17 protein-coding genes are annotated in these 16254 nt (G+C 68.9%); 6 read left to right on the top strand and 11 right to left on the bottom strand.

The annotated features are described in order from the left end of the window. Nucleotides 1-39: 39 nt before the first annotated feature. The gene (locus FB478_RS15565; protein ID WP_144601067.1) at nucleotides 40-1707 is read right to left on the bottom strand and encodes a methyltransferase; all 1668 of its coding nucleotides are present in this window, start codon (nucleotides 1705-1707) and stop codon (nucleotides 40-42) included. Nucleotides 1708-1750: 43 nt separating this feature from the next. On the opposite strand from FB478_RS15565, the gene FB478_RS15560 reads away from it, so the two are divergent. Continuing rightward, nucleotides 1751-2227, top strand: coding sequence for a hypothetical protein (locus tag FB478_RS15560; RefSeq protein ID WP_018768950.1), 477 nt, complete (start codon nucleotides 1751-1753; stop codon nucleotides 2225-2227). A gap of 50 nt (nucleotides 2228-2277) precedes the next feature. Beyond that, the gene (locus FB478_RS15555; protein WP_261377425.1) at nucleotides 2278-2841 is read left to right on the top strand and encodes a hypothetical protein; all 564 of its coding nucleotides are present in this window, start codon (nucleotides 2278-2280) and stop codon (nucleotides 2839-2841) included. A gap of 66 nt (nucleotides 2842-2907) precedes the next feature. On the opposite strand, the gene FB478_RS15550 is transcribed toward FB478_RS15555, so the two are convergent. Further along, on the bottom strand, nucleotides 2908-3804 hold the full coding sequence (locus FB478_RS15550) for a rhodanese-related sulfurtransferase (protein ID WP_026265715.1): 897 nt from the start codon (nucleotides 3802-3804) through the stop codon (nucleotides 2908-2910). A 132-nt stretch (nucleotides 3805-3936) separates the two neighbouring features. Between FB478_RS15550 and FB478_RS15545 the strand changes: the two genes are divergently transcribed. Beyond that, nucleotides 3937-4629 carry a GNAT family N-acetyltransferase gene (locus FB478_RS15545; RefSeq protein WP_056392594.1) on the top strand — a complete coding sequence of 231 codons (693 nt, stop codon included), beginning with the start codon at nucleotides 3937-3939 and terminating at the stop codon, nucleotides 4627-4629. A gap of 86 nt (nucleotides 4630-4715) precedes the next feature. After that, the gene (locus FB478_RS15540) at nucleotides 4716-7091 is read left to right on the top strand and encodes a DEAD/DEAH box helicase (protein ID WP_056392592.1); all 2376 of its coding nucleotides are present in this window, start codon (nucleotides 4716-4718) and stop codon (nucleotides 7089-7091) included. Nucleotides 7092-7112: 21 nt separating this feature from the next. On the opposite strand, the gene FB478_RS15535 is transcribed toward FB478_RS15540, so the two are convergent. The 7 genes from FB478_RS15535 to ssd all read right to left on the bottom strand — a co-directional run bounded on the left by FB478_RS15535 (nucleotide 7113) and on the right by ssd (nucleotide 12332). Further along, complete coding sequence (locus FB478_RS15535; protein ID WP_082581797.1) at nucleotides 7113-7535, bottom strand: Rv3654c family TadE-like protein; 423 nt, start codon at nucleotides 7533-7535, stop codon at nucleotides 7113-7115. Beyond that, nucleotides 7532-8035: a TadE family type IV pilus minor pilin gene (locus FB478_RS15530; RefSeq protein ID WP_144601066.1), complete on the bottom strand. Its 504-nt coding sequence runs from the start codon at nucleotides 8033-8035 to the stop codon at nucleotides 7532-7534. Before FB478_RS15530 ends, FB478_RS15535 begins: the two co-directional genes overlap by 4 nt. Continuing rightward, entirely contained in the window at nucleotides 8032-8391 is a 360-nt protein-coding gene (locus FB478_RS15525) for a DUF4244 domain-containing protein (protein WP_056392590.1), read from the bottom strand. Before FB478_RS15525 ends, FB478_RS15530 begins: the two co-directional genes overlap by 4 nt. A gap of 164 nt (nucleotides 8392-8555) precedes the next feature. After that, nucleotides 8556-9161 (bottom strand): type II secretion system F family protein, encoded by a 606-nt coding sequence (locus FB478_RS15520; RefSeq protein ID WP_056392589.1) that lies wholly within the window; start codon nucleotides 9159-9161, stop codon nucleotides 8556-8558. Further along, entirely contained in the window at nucleotides 9158-9955 is a 798-nt protein-coding gene (locus FB478_RS15515) for a type II secretion system F family protein (protein WP_056392587.1), read from the bottom strand. The genes FB478_RS15520 and FB478_RS15515 overlap by 4 nt, the downstream gene beginning before the upstream one ends. Beyond that, the gene (locus tag FB478_RS15510) at nucleotides 9952-11256 is read right to left on the bottom strand and encodes a TadA family conjugal transfer-associated ATPase (RefSeq protein WP_186447812.1); all 1305 of its coding nucleotides are present in this window, start codon (nucleotides 11254-11256) and stop codon (nucleotides 9952-9954) included. The genes FB478_RS15515 and FB478_RS15510 overlap by 4 nt, the downstream gene beginning before the upstream one ends. Then, nucleotides 11253-12332, bottom strand: a complete 1080-nt coding sequence (gene ssd / locus FB478_RS15505; RefSeq protein ID WP_395858354.1) for a septum site-determining protein Ssd — start codon at nucleotides 12330-12332, stop codon at nucleotides 11253-11255. The genes FB478_RS15510 and ssd overlap by 4 nt, the downstream gene beginning before the upstream one ends. A gap of 331 nt (nucleotides 12333-12663) precedes the next feature. Here ssd and FB478_RS15500 point away from each other — a divergent pair, with 331 nt between their 5' ends. Then, a complete protein-coding gene (locus FB478_RS15500; RefSeq protein ID WP_144601065.1) occupies nucleotides 12664-14400 on the top strand; it encodes a bifunctional 3'-5' exonuclease/DNA polymerase in 1737 nt (578 codons plus the stop codon). Between the two features lie 165 nt (nucleotides 14401-14565). Beyond that, on the top strand, nucleotides 14566-14757 hold the full coding sequence (locus tag FB478_RS15495) for a DUF1508 domain-containing protein (protein ID WP_018768963.1): 192 nt from the start codon (nucleotides 14566-14568) through the stop codon (nucleotides 14755-14757). Nucleotides 14758-14760: 3 nt separating this feature from the next. On the opposite strand, the gene FB478_RS15490 is transcribed toward FB478_RS15495, so the two are convergent. Together FB478_RS15490 and nth are read right to left on the bottom strand one after the other, a co-directional pair. Further along, nucleotides 14761-15438 (bottom strand): CoA pyrophosphatase, encoded by a 678-nt coding sequence (locus FB478_RS15490; protein WP_056392582.1) that lies wholly within the window; start codon nucleotides 15436-15438, stop codon nucleotides 14761-14763. Further along, the gene (nth, locus tag FB478_RS15485; protein WP_134164194.1) at nucleotides 15435-16229 is read right to left on the bottom strand and encodes an endonuclease III; all 795 of its coding nucleotides are present in this window, start codon (nucleotides 16227-16229) and stop codon (nucleotides 15435-15437) included. The genes FB478_RS15490 and nth overlap by 4 nt, the downstream gene beginning before the upstream one ends. Between the last annotated feature and the right edge of the window lie 25 nt (nucleotides 16230-16254).

Below are 16254 nucleotides of genomic sequence, written 5' to 3'. Positions count from 1 at the left end.
AAAAGACGGGGTTCCGCCGAGCGTCTTAGGGGCCTCCCGTCAGGCTGGGCTCCCTGCCGGAATGAGGAAGCCGTCGCGGACCAGGTTGGCCACGTCGGCGAGCAGCGCACCCTGGAAGGATCCGGCGTCAAACCCTTGCTCCCCGTCCCCGCCGGCGTCCAGGGCCCCACCCAGGAGGGCCTCCAGGGCACCGGCGATCTGACCGGCGGTGAGGTCGCCGTCGCACGCGGACACGAAGCCCGCCAGCTCGGTGCTCATCAGGTTGGTGCGCCGAAGCCCGGCACCCTGCCGGAGCAGGATCACGCCCGGGTGTTCGGCGCCGGGGCGCTGGTGGCGCTCCTCGGTGACGTCGTCGGCCACCAGCAGGTGCGTGCCGGCAAGATCATGCGCGGCCAGCCAGTCGCTGCGTTCGACGGCGGCACCCAGGTGGGGTCCGATGGGCTGCTCGATGGGGTAGCTGATTTCCTCGAACCGGCTGATGGCGGCCGGGCCGCCGTGTGCGGGGCGCCGCAGCCACACCATGCCGAAACCGATCCCTGCCACGTTCCGGGAGGCGAAGTCGTCAATGTAGGCGGCGTACGCGTCCCGGTAGTGCTGCCGGTCCCGGGATTCCGAGGCGTCCTGCAGCCAGGTTTCGGCATATTGTTCCGGGCTGACCTGCTCGCGCTGGATAAACCATGCGTCAGTTCCCGCCCGCACCCACGACTTTGGCCGCTCGTCCCAGCCAGAGCCGGCCGGGACTTCCCAGTTGCCCAGCATCTGTGCCGAACCGCCGGGGGCCAGGATCCCGGGCAGGTCTGCCACCAGGGAGGCGACGATGTCATCGCCCGGGAGGCCGCCGTCGCGGTAGGTGAACTGGTCCGCGGCATCCTCGCCGGAACTGCGCGGGGTGATGACGAACGGCGGATTGGAGACCACCAGCCCGAATTCCTCACCGGTTACAGGCTCCAGGAGGGAACCCAGGCGCAGGCTCACCCGGTCCTCGAGCCGGTCGGGATCGACGGACAGCGCCTCTGCATTGAGCAGGATGTTGAACCGGGCGTAGGCCAGGGCTCGCTCGGAGATGTCGGTGGCGGTCACGTGCTGGCAGTGGTGGAGCAGGTGGAAGGCCTGGATGCCGCAGCCGGTTCCCAGGTCCAGGGCGCGCTCGGTGTGGCGGCGGATGGTGGTCTGCACCAGGGTGGTGGAGGCCTGCCCGATGCCCAGGACGTGGTCGTGCCGCAGCACCCCGGCCTGCTGGTGGGCGGCAAGGTCGCTGGCCACCCACAGCTCGGCGCCGCCGCTGCCGTCGTCATTCCTGTCCCATCCGTACGGCCGCAGGTCGGCCTTGGCGGTGAGCAGGCCCGAGCCGGGAACGGGCTGTACCAGCCCAAGCTCGAGGAGGCCTTCCACGCCTGTGCCCGGCAGGGCGGCGTCGAGCGTTTCCCGTTCCTGGGGCTCGGCGAGGAGCCACAGACGGACGACGGCGGCAAGCGGCGCTGCTCGGTTGTCCTGCCGCACTGCCCGCTCGGCAGCGAGCAGTGCGGGGATGATCTGGTCCCGGTTCAGTGCCGCGGAGGCGGTGGGGCCAAGCAGCCGGGCGACGCCGTCGAGCGTGTAATCGAGGCGGCGGAGGTCTGCGGCGAGCGCCGCCAGCAGGCCGGGAAGGTCGCTGCGGGGAGCGTCGGGGGTGTTGCCGGCGGTGAACTCGTGAGGGGATCTAGGCACCGCTCAAGTTTAGTCCGGCCTGCCTGCGCGGTACGGTGGAGCCATGCCTTCACGTCCTGCCCTCCTTCCGCGCGCCCGCATGGCAGCCGCTGCGGTGCGCCGGCCGCTGCCGGGGACTCTGTTTGCCGCGGTCCTCGCCCTGGCCGTTGCGGGGTGTTCGCCCGGGACCTCCGTGGAGAATGCGGATGTCCCCAAGTGGCGGGCCACGGCCCTGCCCTCCTCCTCAGCGGCCGTTGTGCTCCAGGACTCGGGCAAGATCCTTAACCGCGACCGGATCGTGCAGGCGGCCGCAAGGGTGCCTGCCGGAAGCTACACGCTGACGGCAGTCTGTGACGGGACGGGGAAGGCCTTCTTCGCGGTGACGCTGGACGGCAAGCCCGTGGCGGAAGCCGGGGCCGCCTGCAACGGCCGGCGCGAGACCACGAAAATCAGCCTGCCGGCTGCCGGACGGGTAGAAATCAGCAGCTCCAGCGTGGACGCTCCGCTGCTTTACGCCTACCAGCTGGTACCGGCCCAATAACGCCCGCTCGGGCTATGGTCCGCCGCCCGCTGCGGGCATAAAGTCTGACTATGCCCAGTGTGCGGAGAATCTCCGCGCCCCTTCCCCGAGGGAGAGCACGGGCGCCGCTGGCACCGAAGCCCGCCGCCGCCGTCGCCCTTGGGCTGGTGCTTGCGGCAGGTGCGCTGGCCGGCTGCGAATATACGTACGACGACGCCCGGACCGGCACCGTGCAGGGCACCGCCAGCGCCGCCCCGGCGCCGGCCTTCACCCGTGACCCGTTGCAGCAGGACCCGGTCAGCGAGGCGGACCTGGGCGATTGGGTGTCGCGGGCGCTCCCCGACGGCACCGGTCCGGTGGTCCAGGCCGATGCCGGGCTCCTGGCCCCCGCGGAAGTGCGGACCATCTCCTCACCGGTCCTGAAGACCGGAACCTACACCCTGGCCATCGCCTGCAGGAGCCAGCGCCGGGTGACCTTCACGGTGCGCACTGATACCCTCACGCTGGTGGACCTGGGCCTGCGGTGCGGCATCAACCGCGAAAACGTCATCTACCTGTCCACGGACAGCGTCCTGACGGTCAGGGTGGAGGCCAGGACCGCGGCCAACTATGCGTTCCGCGTGTACCGGCTCTGACGGCCGGGGTTGTCCCGGCGGGGGCCTCACCCTGGCTTGGCACCTGCGTCCGGGGCGGCACCGTCCTCAGGCGGCGGTGCAGCCTTGGGGGCAGCGCAACGTCTCGGGACTGGCGGCACACTCCGTGCAGTACAGCGTCAGCGTGCGGCAGGTGGGATTGGAACAGTTCTCGAACTTGCTGGTCGGCGCGGAGCAGCGGGCGCACTGGCCAATGGTCTTGGCGTCGTCGCTGAACTCCAGGTGCATGCGCTTGTCAAAGACGTAGAGCGAGCCTTCCCACAGTCCCTGGTCCTTGAAGGCTTCGCCGTAGCGCACGATGCCCCCGTCCAGCTGGTACACCTCTTTAAAGCCGCGGTTCACCATCAGGCTGGAGAGCACCTCGCAGCGGATGCCCCCGGTGCAGTAGGTGACCACCGGCTTGTCCTTCAGGGAGTCGTACTTGCCGGAGTCCAGTTCCTTGATGAAGTCGTGGGTGGTGGCCACGTCCGGGACTACAGCGTCCTTGAACCGGCCTATCTCAGCTTCGAACGCGTTGCGGCCGTCGAAGAAGACGACGTCCTCGCCGTCCTTCTTCCTGGCATCCACCAGTTCATGGAGTTCCTCGGGTTTGAGGTGCTTCCCGCCGCCCACCACGCCGTTGGCGTCGACCTTGAGTTCTCCGGGTGCGCCGAAGGAGACGATCTCGTCCCGCACCTTGACGCTGAGCCGGGGGAAGTCCTCTGCTCCGCCGTCGGACCATTTGACGTCGATGCCGCGGAACCCGGCGTATTCGCGCGTGGTCTTGACGTACTGCTTAACGGCGCCGATTTCCCCGCCCACGGTGGCGTTGATTCCGTCCTTGGAGAGGATGATGCGGCCCGTAAGGCCCAGCTTCTCGCAGAGGGCGCGCTGCCAGAGCCGGACGGCGTCCGGATCGGTGATGGGGGTGAAGCCGTAGAAAAGCACAATTTTGTTCAAAGCCACGCATTTAAGGGTACCGGCTGCAGCGGCGGCCTGGTCCTGCTTCACAACGCCCGGAGGAGGGCCTCATTACGATTGCATAAGCGATTTCCTACCCCCTGTTGCTGGCGATCGGGCTGGAATAGTCTTCTTGCCATGAGTCCGGAAACCGCTGTTGAAGACATCACTGGCCTGCTTGAGGTGTGGGTTGCGGGCTGGGCCGGGTGTCGCGGTTACCAGACCGCCAAGGAGGGCCGCTTCCCGGCAGCACTCCGTGCTGATACCAGCGGCGAGTGGGAAGTCTTCGCCTCAGAACCTACTGATGACGAGTTCGCCACGCTGGCCGCCCGAACCGCAGAAGCCCCCGCGCGGGTGCTGACCATCCTTACCAATGACCCCTCCCGCTATGCGGCAATGGCAGGCCGGCAGGGCCTGAATGTCACCTCGGATTCGCAGGCGATGATGATCGTTGACATGGAAACCCAGGACGCGGAGGACCCGTGGCTTTCCGATGACGACCTGAGACTTTCCACGTACGAAAGGGACGGCGTGTATTACGCCGAAGTCCTTTCGGGGGACGCGGTCGCGGCGGGCGGCCGGGCCTTCGTGGTGGGTGATACCGCCGTCTTTGACAAGATCATCACCCAGCCGGCATTCCAGCGCAGGGGCCTGGGGAGCCTGATCATGCGGGCGCTGGCGGCGCAGGCGTCCGGCCGCGGCATCCGGACCGGCCTCCTGCTGGCGTCCGTGGACGGGCAGAAGCTCTATTCGCACCTCGGCTGGAGCACCATTGCCCGGGTCCTGATGCTTTCGGCATCGCATGACGGATCGGATCTGTCGCTGAGCTGAGCCGGCCCGTCCGGCGGAGCCGGGCTGCGGGGTTCCCGTTGGTGACCCGTGGCCTGCCGCGGTGCATCGGATGAAAGAATGGTGGGGTGAACCCCCATGACTCCCTGATTCCTCTGCTGGGCCGCGGCCCGGACCCGGAACAGCTCCGTCATGTCCGCAGGATCCCGGCGCGGGAGGCAATCCACGCGCCGTGGCCGGCCTGGGTGCACCCGGACATTCTCGGGGCGTACGGGTCGCTTGGCATCCGCGAGCCGTACCGGCACCAGGTGGACGCGGCCAATGCAGCATATGCCGGGGAGCACGTTGTGGTGGCCACCGGAACCGCGTCCGGGAAGTCGCTGGCGTACCAGTTGCCGGCGCTGGATGCGATCCACCGTTCCGAGCTGCGCGTGCTGGCGGAGCCGGGAAAGATTCACGACGACGGTGCCGTCACCCTTTACCTTTCCCCCACCAAAGCGCTGGCGGCCGACCAGCTGAACGCCATCCGGGCCCTGAGGCTGCCCACGGTACGGGCGGAAACGTACGACGGCGACACGGATCCGGCCGCCCGGCGGTGGATCCGGGACCACGCGAATTTCATCCTGGCCAACCCGGACATGCTGCATTTCGGCATCCTTCCCAACCATGCCTGGTGGGCCGGGTTCTTCCGCCGGCTGCGCTACGTCATCGTGGACGAGGCACACAGCTACCGTGGCGTCTTCGGATCGCATGTTGCCAACCTGATGCGCCGGCTCCGCCGGATCTGCGCGTACTACGGCGCGGGCACCTCGTTCCCCGAACCGGTCTTCATCGCCGCTTCCGCCACCGCCTCCGAGCCTGATGTCTCCTTCTCACGCCTCATCGGCGCCCCCGTGAAAGCGGTCTCCGAGGACTGCTCGCCCCACGGGGCCACCACCGTGGCGCTCTGGGAACCGGCGCTGACCGAGGTCCGGGGCGAGAACGGGGCCAAGGAGCGGCGGACGGCAGTGGCCGAAACTTCTGACCTGCTCGCCAACCTGGTGTCCGCCCGGATCCGGACCATTGCCTTCATCAAATCCCGCCGCGGCGCCGAGACCATCTCCGCCATCACCAAGCGGCTCCTTGACGAGGTGGACCCCAGCCTCCCGCAGCGGGTGGCCGCCTACCGCTCCGGATACCTTCCGGAAGAGCGGCGCGCGGTGGAGAAGGCGCTGCGGTCGGGCCAGCTGCTGGGCGTTTCCAGCACGTCCGCCCTGGAGCTGGGAATCGACATTTCCGGTCTCGATGCGGTCTTGGTGGCCGGCTGGCCCGGGACGCGGGCTTCCCTGTTCCAGCAGATTGGCCGCGCCGGCAGGGCGGGCCAGGATGCCATCGCCGCATTTGTGGCCAGCGATGATCCGCTGGACACCTTCCTGGTGAACCACCCGGAGGCGATTTTCGATGTCTCGGTGGAGGCCACGGTCTTCGACCCGTCCAACCCCTATGTGCTGGGACCACACCTCTGCGCCGCGGCAGCGGAACTCCCCCTGGGACCGGCGGAGCTGGACCTTTTTGGCGGAACTGCCGAAAAGCTCCTGGACCGTCTGGTGGCGCAGGGATATTTGCGGCGGCGTCCCGCCGGCTGGTTCTGGACCCACTCGCAAAGCGCCGCGGCCATGGTCAATCTCCGGGCCGACGGCGGCGGTCCGGTCAGCATCGTTGACGCCGAGACCGGCTCGCTGCTGGGGACCATGGACTCGCCCCAGACCCATTACCAGGCCCACACGGGCGCGGTATACGTCCACCAGGGCGACACCTACGTGGTGGAGGACCTGAACGAAGACGACCACTGTGTCATGGTTCGCCGGGCAAACCCCGACTACTACACCACAGCACGGGACGTGACCCAGATCGAGGTCCTGGACACGGTGCGGACCATGCAATGGGGCGATGTAACCGTCCACTTCGGCGATGTGAAGGTCACCACGCAGGTTGTCTCCTTCCAGCGCAAGGCCTTGATTTCCAACGAAGTCCTGGGTGAGGAGCCCCTTGAGCTGGGTGCCCGGGAGCTCTTCACCAAGGCCGTATGGTTCGTGGTGGACAACCGTTCCTTGACGGGGGCCGGCCTCATCGAAGCCCAGTTCCCCGGTGCCCTCCACGCCGCCGAGCACGCCGCGATCGGGCTCCTGCCCCTCGTCGCCTCCAGCGACCGCTGGGACATCGGCGGGGTCTCCACGGCACTGCATGCGGACACCGGGGTGCCCACCATCTTCGTGTATGACGGGCACCCCGGCGGGGCGGGGTTTGCCGAACGGGGCTTCGACAAGGCCATGGTGTGGCTGGCGGCAACCCGGGACGCCATCAAGGCCTGCGAGTGCGAGTCCGGCTGCCCGTCCTGCGTGCAGTCCCCCAAGTGCGGCAACAAGAACAATCCGCTGGACAAGGCCGCCGCGGTGACCCTGCTGGATGTCCTGCTCAAGGATGCCTCCGAGACGTCCCGTGTGGATGTGGAGGCGAGGAGCTGACGCCCGATGCCGGCGTCATCGCTATGGCGGCGGCCCTGCCCGGGCATGTCCGGTTGCGGCTCCCAGCAGCGGGCGCTCGCCGAGCCGGGTCCGCACCTCAATGGTCTGGCCCGCGCCCTCGGTACAGCTAAGGACCGTGGCGGCGTGCCGCGCGGCGACCTCGGCGGCAACACTGCAGGGCTCGCCCGTGGTGATGCCGCGGAGCGCATCCGCTGCGGCAAGGGCCGCCAGGTCCGCAGCCGCTGCCGCCCTGCTGGCCAGCACGGCGGACTGGGCCAGCAGCAGCATGACGGCCATGGCCGTCATGACCACAAGGGCCAGCCCTGCGGCCAGGACTGTGCCCGAACCGCGTTCGCGGCCGTCAGGCCTTCCCGCCCCGCGCCTGCCCTTGGTGGTGTGGCGCCTGGCGGCGGCAGTGTGGGGCCGTCCGGCATCGGCCATCATTTGGCGGCCTGGCCATGCGTGGAGCCCCTGAGGGCACCGGCGCCGATGCCGGCTCCCGTCCCGGCTGTTTCGCTCCTCATTGACGCACGCGCGGTGAGGGTCCACGGGATGGATGCTCCCAATGGCCCAGGCACGCGGTCCGTGACCGTGATGTTGAACCACTCGCCGTCTGCAGCAACTGACGCAGCCGCCGTAACGCCGGCGAGCGTCCGGACCGTCCGTTCCACTGCCACGGTGTCATCGCCCCGGGCCAGCGCCCTGGCACCGGCCCTGGCTCCCTCCTCGATGCGCAGTTGCGTCATCCCCGCGGCGGCTGCTGCAAGCAGCATGGCCAGCAATGCCAGTACGGCAGGCAGTGCCACGGCGAACTCTGCGGTAACCGCGCCGCGGGCGTTTGCACCGGCGTCCGCCGTCTTCCGGTCATCGTTGCCGCCGGCGCTGCTGCCGACGACGGCCGTGAGGGGTCCCTGAATTCGCAGCCCCGCCGGCAGGGGTGTCACGGCAGCGCCAGCGCGGTGCGGATGAGGTTGAGCAGGAAACCACGTACCTCGTCGCTGCGGAGGATGAACACAAGCAGCCCGGCGAACCCGACGGCGGCCAGGGTAGCAATGGCATATTCCGCGGTGGCCATGCCGGCCTGGGAACCCAGCAGCCCCGTGGGGCGCCATGTCTTGGGCCGGAGACTTCCCGAACCAGGGTGGAGTTCGACGATCCTGCCTGCCTCCGGGAGGGAAGTCTTTGGGCCCAAGGCAGGGGCGGAAGCGGATGGGATGCTGCTGGTGCTGCGCGGGGCGCCGTCCTTTTTCGCGGGCGCGGAGGTTCCTGCCGTGTAGTGACGGCGGTGGTGGATGGACATGTGGTTTTCCTTTCCATTGGTTTCCGGTGGTTTCCCGGCTGTCTTGACTCTTCCCCGCCCAGCGGGAGCAGGTAAGGGAGGGGATGCGCTAAGTGGAAAAGGTGGGCCGTCCCGGTGTTGTGGAGGAAGGGATCGGCGTTCGCGGTGGCCACGGCAGCGGCAGGTTACCCGGTGGGAACCAGGGCAAGCAGCACGGGGACGACGCCAAAGCAGATAAAGGCAGGGAGTGAACACAGGCCCAGCGGAACCACCAGCTTCACGCCAAGCGAAGCGGCCCGCTTTTCCGCGGCCCGGAACCGTTCCCGGCGAAGCCTTGCTGCCTGGGCGTAGAGGATTGCAGACGATGGCGCCCCCGTGAGCGCGGCGAAGCCCAGCGCATCCCGGAGCTCCAGGATTTCGGGGAGCCGGACGGCGGAGCTGCGCCACGCTGTTTCCCAGTCGGCCCCGATGGCCAGCGCCGAGACGACCGGCCGCAGTGAGTCCCTGTACTGCGGCGCGGCCGAGGCAGCCACCAGTTCGAGCGATCGCCCGATGCCGGCTCCGGCATCCAGCATCGCCGCCACGAGTTCGAGCATCATGGCAGTGTCCTTCAGGCCTGCGCCGCGGCCCCCTGCGGGCCACTCGGCTTCGGCCACCTGCTGCGCCCCCGGGACGGCATGAAACAGGTGGCGGAGCCGGTGACGCGACCGTTTAAAGCCGGAACAGGCAAGCCAGGCACTTGCGGCGAGCAGCAGGAACAGTGCAAAGCCTGCAGCCAAACCCGGGGTCATGGCACTCCTGTCCCTGCGGCCGCCGCAACAAGCCTGGCGGACCACGCCCTTCCTGCTGCCGTGAGCACCGCGCCACTGAACAATGCGGCCAGTCCCAGGGGTGTTCCCAGCAGGGTGGCCAATGGATCCACGCCCAGGGCAGCACCCAGTCCAAGACCCATCAATGGAAGCCAGGTCAAAAGACGGACCGTGGCTTTGGGGCCGGCGAGGGCGGTCTGCCTGGCTGCATCCGCATCATCCTCCGCTTCCAGCTGGGCCACGAACCGGGTCAGCACGTCGGCGAGCGGACATCCACTGGCTTCGGCTATGTCAAAGCAGGCAGCAAGCTCAGACCAGGTCCTGGCCTCCCGGTCCCTGTGAGGCAACGCCGTGGAAACCGCACGCCGGATGGCCTCCGAGACAGGGGCTCCGGTTGCCGCGGCCGCGCGTGCGGAAGCCAGGACGGCAGTTGAACCCTCTGACAGCGCTGGGGATGGGAGCGCCGCGTGGTCATGCCATTGCCCGTCCTGCGGCGTGCCGTACACGGACCACAGCTCGTCCCACAGCCGCCCGGGTGTCCGGCCGCCCCTGAGCAGCGCCGCCAGCTGCTGCACCACCAGGGTCAGTCCAGGGCCCCGCACTTTCGCCGGGCCCCGTCCGCCTGCGCTGCCCCAGCGCAGTATCCGGCCCTGCCGGGATCCCGGTGCCTTCTGGCTGCTGCCGCCTGCTGCACGCAACCTGGACGCAGCATCCAGGGGCGGCTTCAGGAGCAGCACCACAGCGGCGCCCAGGACTCCGATGAGGAGGATCGTCACAGGGTGACCCCGGAGTCCATTCCCAAACGGGCAGCCAGCGCCGGCCATGCGGGACCCGCCACCCCCGATTCTTCAACCGCCGGCACCACCGTCAGCCCCTCCGGGCCGTCGCCGATAAGTCCGATGCAAAGGACTTCCCTCCCCCGGGACGTCCTGCCCACGTGGATCACAGCGTCAAGGGCGCTGGCAGCCTGGAGCCGAACAGCCTCGGGTCCCAGCCCGGCGAGCGCGCCCAGGGCGTTGAGCCTGGCGGGGACTGCTGCTGCCGTGTTGGCGTGGATGGTTCCTCCACCGCCGCTGTGCCCGGTGTTCATCGCGGTAAGGAGCTCGCGGACTTCCGCGCCCCGGCACTCGCCCACCACCAACCTGTCCGGACGCATGCGAAGTGCCTGCCTGACGAGTTCCCCCAGGTCCACTGTCCCGCCGCCTTCGAGGTTTCCGTGCCGTGATTCCAACGCGACTACGTGCGGGTGGACAGGATTCAGTTCGGACGCATCCTCGATCAGGACCAGCCGCTCCTCCGCCGCACACAATCCCAGGAGCGTAGACAGCAGCGTGGTCTTCCCGGAACCCGTGGCACCGCTGATCAGGAAGCTCAGCCTCCTGTCCACGACCTTCTCAAGCACCGCCTGCACTCCCGGGCCGAACATGCCCCCGGTGAGCAGCTCCTCCATGCTGAAGACCTTCTCCCTGCGGATCCGGACGCTCAGCAGCGTCCCGGACGTGGAAACCGGCGGCAACACGGCATGGACACGGTAGCCGCCGGCGAGCCTGACATCGACACAGGGCGAGCCGTCATCGAGGCGGCGCCCGCCTGCAGCGACGAGCCTGCAGGCCAGCGCCCGCAGCTGTGCCTCGCCGTCGAACAGGACGGGGACCCGCTCGATGCCGCGGCCCCGGTCCACCCAGACGGAGTGGGGAGCGTTGACGAAGATGTCGGTGACGGCGGGATCCCGGGTGAGCTCCTGCAGCGGCCCCAGCCCGTTGAGTTCGGCACTGATCCGCTCTACGGCGGCAAGGGATCCTGCGGTGCCCAACAGCTTGCCGGTGGCCTGGACTGCCGCGGCAACCCGTGACGGCGTCACGGCACCGGCCTCTGCCATCATCGATTCGCGGACGGATTCCAGCAGCCCTGAATCGATGGTCCTGCCGCTGCCGGCGCTTCCCCTGCTGCGCGTCAGGCGGCCGGCCTGGTTTGCTTCCAGGATGCGGACGCTGCGCCGTGAGCCCAGGCCTCCCGGCCCCGCTGCGCTGCCCGCTTTCCCGGCCGGAGCCGACGGATTACCCGGCGCCGGGCTCATGCCAACTCTCCAGCCGGCAGGTCATCGCCAAGCCAATCGAGCACAGATGCAGCGAAGCGCCGGATGTTCCGGCGCTTCCCCAGGTCCAGCAGCCGGCCGGATTCCATGGCTCCGCCGACGCCGCGGACTTCTGGTATCCGGCCCTGGACCGGCAGCCCCACGGCGTCAGCGATCAGCGAACTGTCCAGCGCGGAGCCCGGCCGGCCCCGCACCAGCAGGGCCGCCTCCACCGGCGGAAGCTCCTGCATCAGGCGTACGGCCGCCACTGCTGCCTTCAGTTGTGCGGGTACCACCATCATGATCCGGTCGCAGTCCCAGGCCACCGTATGGAGCGGCTCTGCCCCCCTTCCCACATCGAGCAGGACCAGTTCATAGCCACGGCGCGCAGCATCAAGCACACCTGCTGCGGCTGCGGCGGCGACGGGAAGGGTCTGCTCCCGTGTGGCAGGCCAGGACAGGAAGGAAAAGCCTCCCGCAACGGGTAGGGAATCCGAGAGCTGCAGGGGGTCGATGCTTCCCCTGGCCTCGGCGAGGTCCGGCCATCGGAGCCCGGGGGCTTCCTCTGCTGCGAGCGCCAGCTCCAGGCCGCCACCCCATGGGTCGCCGTCAACCAGCAGGACCCGTACCCCCAGCCCTGCTGCCGCCTGCGCTATCCAGATGGCGGCGGTGGTGGCTCCTGCACCGCCGCAACCGCCCGTGATGCCAAGGACCATTCCGCCCGGGCCCGGCGACCGCGACCGGCTCAGATGGTCAGCCAGCCAGGCGGCGGCATCCGGCAGTACGGCAACACGCTCTGCCCCGAGGGCCGCCGCCAGGTGCCAGAGGCTGTCGCCCTCGCCGTCGAGGCCCACCATGACCGCAGGCGTGCTGCGCCGGGGCGGCAGTTCACGCACGTCACTGCCCACCAGGACGGCAGCTGCCGCCTCCCAGTAGCGGCCTGCCTCCACTGCGTCCGGGACAACGTGCAGGTGCGCGCCGGCGGCTGCCACAATACGCTCCACTTCGGCACGGAGGACGCCGGAGGAGGTCACCAGCAGAACCTCTCCTGCGCCATCCGGCCGCATCCCGGCGGGCATTGAACCCCCAGGCATTGAACCCCTGAGCCCTGAAGCGCCAGGCCTTGAATGCTCCGGCAGCCAGGCGGCCTCGGACGCTTCCCCGCTGTCCGCAACAGGACCCCCGCGGGATGGTGACGCCGTGTTCGTTGGCCGCCACGAGGAGCCGGAGGCCGGTCCCGGACCGGATGTGGATGCGTTCAGCTGGTGCCTGCTCATGGAGCCACTCTGCCGCGGCGGTGCGGCCTGGTTAAGGGAGCAAGTCCCGTATGTGGACAACCTGCAGCGCGGACACCTCAACAAGGCCCAACCCTCCAACGAGGCACAGCCTCCAACAAGGCACAATGGGAACATGTACCTGCTGCTCGCCGCCCACCCCCGCGGCGCGGCGCTCCAGGAACTGACGCAGGCGGGCCTCGCCCAGCCGGCCAATCCCGAACCCCGCGTTGTGGCACTCACCGACCTTGCCGCCGTCGTCCGCGAACTGGAGGCACGGCGCCCCGGTGGCCAACCGCCCCGCTGGATATGGCACCGGACCCAGGACTGGTACCCGGCGCTGCTCGCATCCGAGGTGGAGGTGGAGCGCTGCTACGACCTCACCCTGTGCGGCAACATCCTGGCCTTCTCGCAGTTCAGCGCGCACACCGACTACGCCCGGAACACGGACAGGGTACCGGTGGAGGATCCCGCTCTTACGCCAAAGGCGCTGCAGCCGCCGCGTCCCCCTGCAGACCAGGGCGCGCTGTTCGATGATCCCGCAACCGGGCCGCCGCCGGGGGCGCCGCTCGAGGAACTCCGTTCCGAATACGCAGCCCAACAGAGTGCGCTGGCAGGCGTGGGCACGGAGGAAAACCGCCGGAACCGCCTCCAGCTGCTGCTCGCGGCGGAGTCGGCGGCAGCTATTGTGGCCGCCGAGATGCAGCACGCCGGGGTCCCCTGGCGGGAAGACCTGCACGAACAGATCCTGGCCGGCCATCTGGGACCCCGCCCGCCCGCCGGGCAGCGTCCCGTGAAACTGGAGGCGCTGGCGGCGGAGCTGCGCGTCATGCTCAACTCACCCGGGCTCAACCCGGACTCCCCGCAGGACCTGATGCGCGCCCTGCACCGCAACGGGATCGAGGTCAAAAGCACCCGCAAGTGGGAGCTGAGGGAGTCCAGCCACCCCGCCATCGAGCCGTTGCTGGAGTACAAGAGGCTTTCCCGCCTTCACACCGCCAACGGCTGGTCCTGGCTGGACGCGTGGGTGGACGGCGGCCGGTTCCGCCCGGAATACGTGGTGGGAGGCGTGGTGTCGGGCCGCTGGGCATCCCGCGGCGGCGGGGCGCTGCAGATTCCGCGCCAGGTCCGCGGCGCGGTGCACGCCGACCCTGGCCACAAGCTCATCGTTGCGGACGCCTCGCAGCTGGAGCCGCGCGTCCTGGCGGCCCTGGCGCAGGACTCGGCCATGGCTGAGGCGGCGCGGGACCAGGACCTGTACGCCGGGATCGCCGCCAAGGGATTTGGCGGCGACCGGGCCAAGGCGAAGATGGCCCTGCTGGGCGCCATGTACGGCGCCACCTCCGGCGAGGCCGGCCGCCTCATGCCGCAATTGGCCCGCATCTACCCGCGTGCCGTGGACTTTGTGGAGCGGGCGGCACGGGCGGGCGAAGCGGGCGGGACGGTCACCACCAGGCTGGGCCGCAGCAGCCCTCCGCCGTCCGGGCAGTGGTTCCTCAGCCAGCGCTCGGCCACGGCGGAGGAGCAGCGGAGGGCAGAGTCGATCGCGCGGTCCCGCGGGCGGTTTACCCGGAACTTCGTGGTCCAGGGCTCGGCAGCGGACTGGGCGGCCTGCTGGCTGGCAGAATTGCGACGGCGGCTGCGCGCCTTGCGGCCGGCAGGAACCGGCGGCAGCGGCGGACCTGTGGGGGCCCAACTCGCCTTCTTCCTGCATGACGAAGTCATGGTGCACGCGCCCTCGGACCGCGTCGATGCCTGCATCGCGGCAATCGAGGAATCGGCCAAGGCCGCCAAGGAATTGCTGTTCGGTCCCATCCCCGTGGAGTTCCCCGTCAGCATGGCCGTGGTGGACTCCTACGACCTCGCCAAATAGGGCGGAGGGCATCCCGTGCTGCCTCTTTTACTGTCGTCGAGACGATAAGTAATCTACCCGGCGGTAGCTATGCGCGCCCGGTGACGGACGTTACAGTCGAAGCGGGGCTGATGCAGACCGGTCCACACGCTGATGCAACGACGCATACCAGGGAGGTCCCCGTCCATGGCGGGAAGATTTGAAATTCACCGTGCAGGCGATGAGTCGTACCGGCTGCGGCTGACCGACGCCGAAGGCAATATCGTTGCGGTGTCACCAACCTTCAGGTCCCTCAGCCTGCTCCGCGACGGGATCAACGCCATGCGCGAGAATGCCGCCACCGGAATCGTGGTGGATTTGCGCCACCAGCAGGCCTGAAAACTAGACCCCGATCGGGTGCAGCCTGGTGCGGTCCCATGGAACGGACCAGCCGAGCTGGTCGAAGAGGCCGCTCAGCACAATGCCGGTGAAGCCCCACACCACCACGCCGTTGACAGTGAAGGCAGGGCTGTCGAACGTGCGGCCTGCGCGGTGCACCGTGGCCATCACCCTGTTGTCCGGGTCCAGGAGGTCCCTGACCGGGACGCGGAATACCTGGGCGGATTCGGCGTAGTCCACCACCCGTACCGGCGACGGCGAGTGCCACCATCCGAGCACCGGCGTCACCAGGAAGTTGCTGTGCGCCAGGCCCAGTTCCTGGAGCGTGCCGAGGACTTCCACCCCGCCGGTGTCCAGTCCGGTTTCCTCCTCGGCTTCCCTAAGCGCAGCCGCCACCGGCGTTTCGCCCCGGTCGATGCTGCCGCCGGGAAACGCCACCTGCCCTGGATGCGAACCCAGGGTGTGGGCGCGCTCCAGGAGCAGGACGTCCAGGTCCGCCGGCGCCAGTGGCTTGCCGGACGCGGCCGGGACGTCGTCGAGCACCCCGAAAAGCATCAGGACCGCGGCCCTGCGGGCGCGGGAGGCATCTACTGTCAGTGCAGCCCAGCGTGGATCAGGGGGCCCGGCCGTCCCGGCTTCCGCCCGCTGGACCAGCGCGGCCAGGTCTTCCCTTGCGCTCACGTGGCCCTCGCCTGGGAGGCCATCCGGATCTCCGCAGCCCGCTGCTGTTCAGACAGGTACTGCTCCAGCAACGCCTCGCTGCCGGGCGCAAGTTCATACTTGAGGAGCTTGGCTGCTTTGACGGGGTCGGTCTCCCCCAGGCCATAGCTCGGGCACCAATTAGCCACGGGACAGGCACCACAGGCGGGCTTCCGGGCGTGGCAGACTCGGCGGCCGTGGAAGATCACACGGTGGGACAGCATGGTCCAGTCCCTGCGGTCAAACAACTCCGCCACGTCCTGTTCGATCTGCACAGGGTCCTCGGACTGGGTCCACCCAAACCGCTTGGCCAGCCGGGCGAAATGGGTATCGACGGAGATGCCCGGGATGCCGAAGGCGTTGGCCAGCACCACGTTGGCGGTTTTGCGGCCCACCCCGGGCAAGGTGACCAGGTCTTCCATCCGCCCCGGGACCTCGCCGTCAAAGTCATCCACCAGGCGGGTGCACAGCGCCAGGACGTTCCTCGCTTTGGCGCGGAAGAACCCCGTGGGCTTGAGGATCGTTTCAAGCTCCGTGGGTTCCGCCTCGGCCAGGGACCGGGCATTGGGCCAGCGTGCGAACAGCACTTTGGTGACCTGGTTGACCGTGACGTCGGTGGTCTGGGCGGACAGCACGGTGGCCACCAGCAGTTCGAAGGGGTTGCGGAAGTCCAGTTCCGCGTGGGCGTAGGGATATTTTTCGGCCAGGGCCCGGTGGATGCGCCGTGCCCGCCGTTTCAGCGCCAGGACGGATTCGGACGAGACCACGGGCATCCCCGCGGCCTGCCCGTTCTTGCTG

This window comes from Arthrobacter sp. AG367, from assembly GCF_007828995.1.
Taxonomy (GTDB): Bacteria; Actinomycetota; Actinomycetes; order Actinomycetales; family Micrococcaceae; genus Arthrobacter.
Note: the sequence above shows the minus strand (reverse complement) of the source record. Positions and strands in the feature narration are given on the sequence as shown.

What these genes read in the sequence shown, in the direction of transcription:
- FB478_RS15545 (WP_056392594.1), top strand. Translation starts at nt 3,937, where the DNA reads ATGAGTCCGGAAACCGCTGTTGAAGACATCACTGGCCTGCTTGAGGTG.
- FB478_RS15510 (WP_186447812.1), bottom strand. Translation starts at nt 11,256, where the DNA reads ATGAGCCCGGCGCCGGGTAATCCGTCGGCTCCGGCCGGGAAAGCGGGC.
- FB478_RS15495 (WP_018768963.1), top strand. Translation starts at nt 14,566, where the DNA reads ATGGCGGGAAGATTTGAAATTCACCGTGCAGGCGATGAGTCGTACCGG.
- FB478_RS15535 (WP_082581797.1), bottom strand. Translation starts at nt 7,535, where the DNA reads ATGATGGCCGATGCCGGACGGCCCCACACTGCCGCCGCCAGGCGCCAC.
- FB478_RS15520 (WP_056392589.1), bottom strand. Translation starts at nt 9,161, where the DNA reads ATGACCCCGGGTTTGGCTGCAGGCTTTGCACTGTTCCTGCTGCTCGCC.
- FB478_RS15555 (WP_261377425.1), top strand. Translation starts at nt 2,278, where the DNA reads ATGCCCAGTGTGCGGAGAATCTCCGCGCCCCTTCCCCGAGGGAGAGCA.
- FB478_RS15500 (WP_144601065.1), top strand. Translation starts at nt 12,664, where the DNA reads ATGTACCTGCTGCTCGCCGCCCACCCCCGCGGCGCGGCGCTCCAGGAA.
- ssd (WP_395858354.1), bottom strand. Translation starts at nt 12,332, where the DNA reads ATGCCCGCCGGGATGCGGCCGGATGGCGCAGGAGAGGTTCTGCTGGTG.
- FB478_RS15560 (WP_018768950.1), top strand. Translation starts at nt 1,751, where the DNA reads ATGCCTTCACGTCCTGCCCTCCTTCCGCGCGCCCGCATGGCAGCCGCT.
- nth (WP_134164194.1), bottom strand. Translation starts at nt 16,229, where the DNA reads ATGCCCGTGGTCTCGTCCGAATCCGTCCTGGCGCTGAAACGGCGGGCA.
- FB478_RS15525 (WP_056392590.1), bottom strand. Translation starts at nt 8,391, where the DNA reads ATGTCCATCCACCACCGCCGTCACTACACGGCAGGAACCTCCGCGCCC.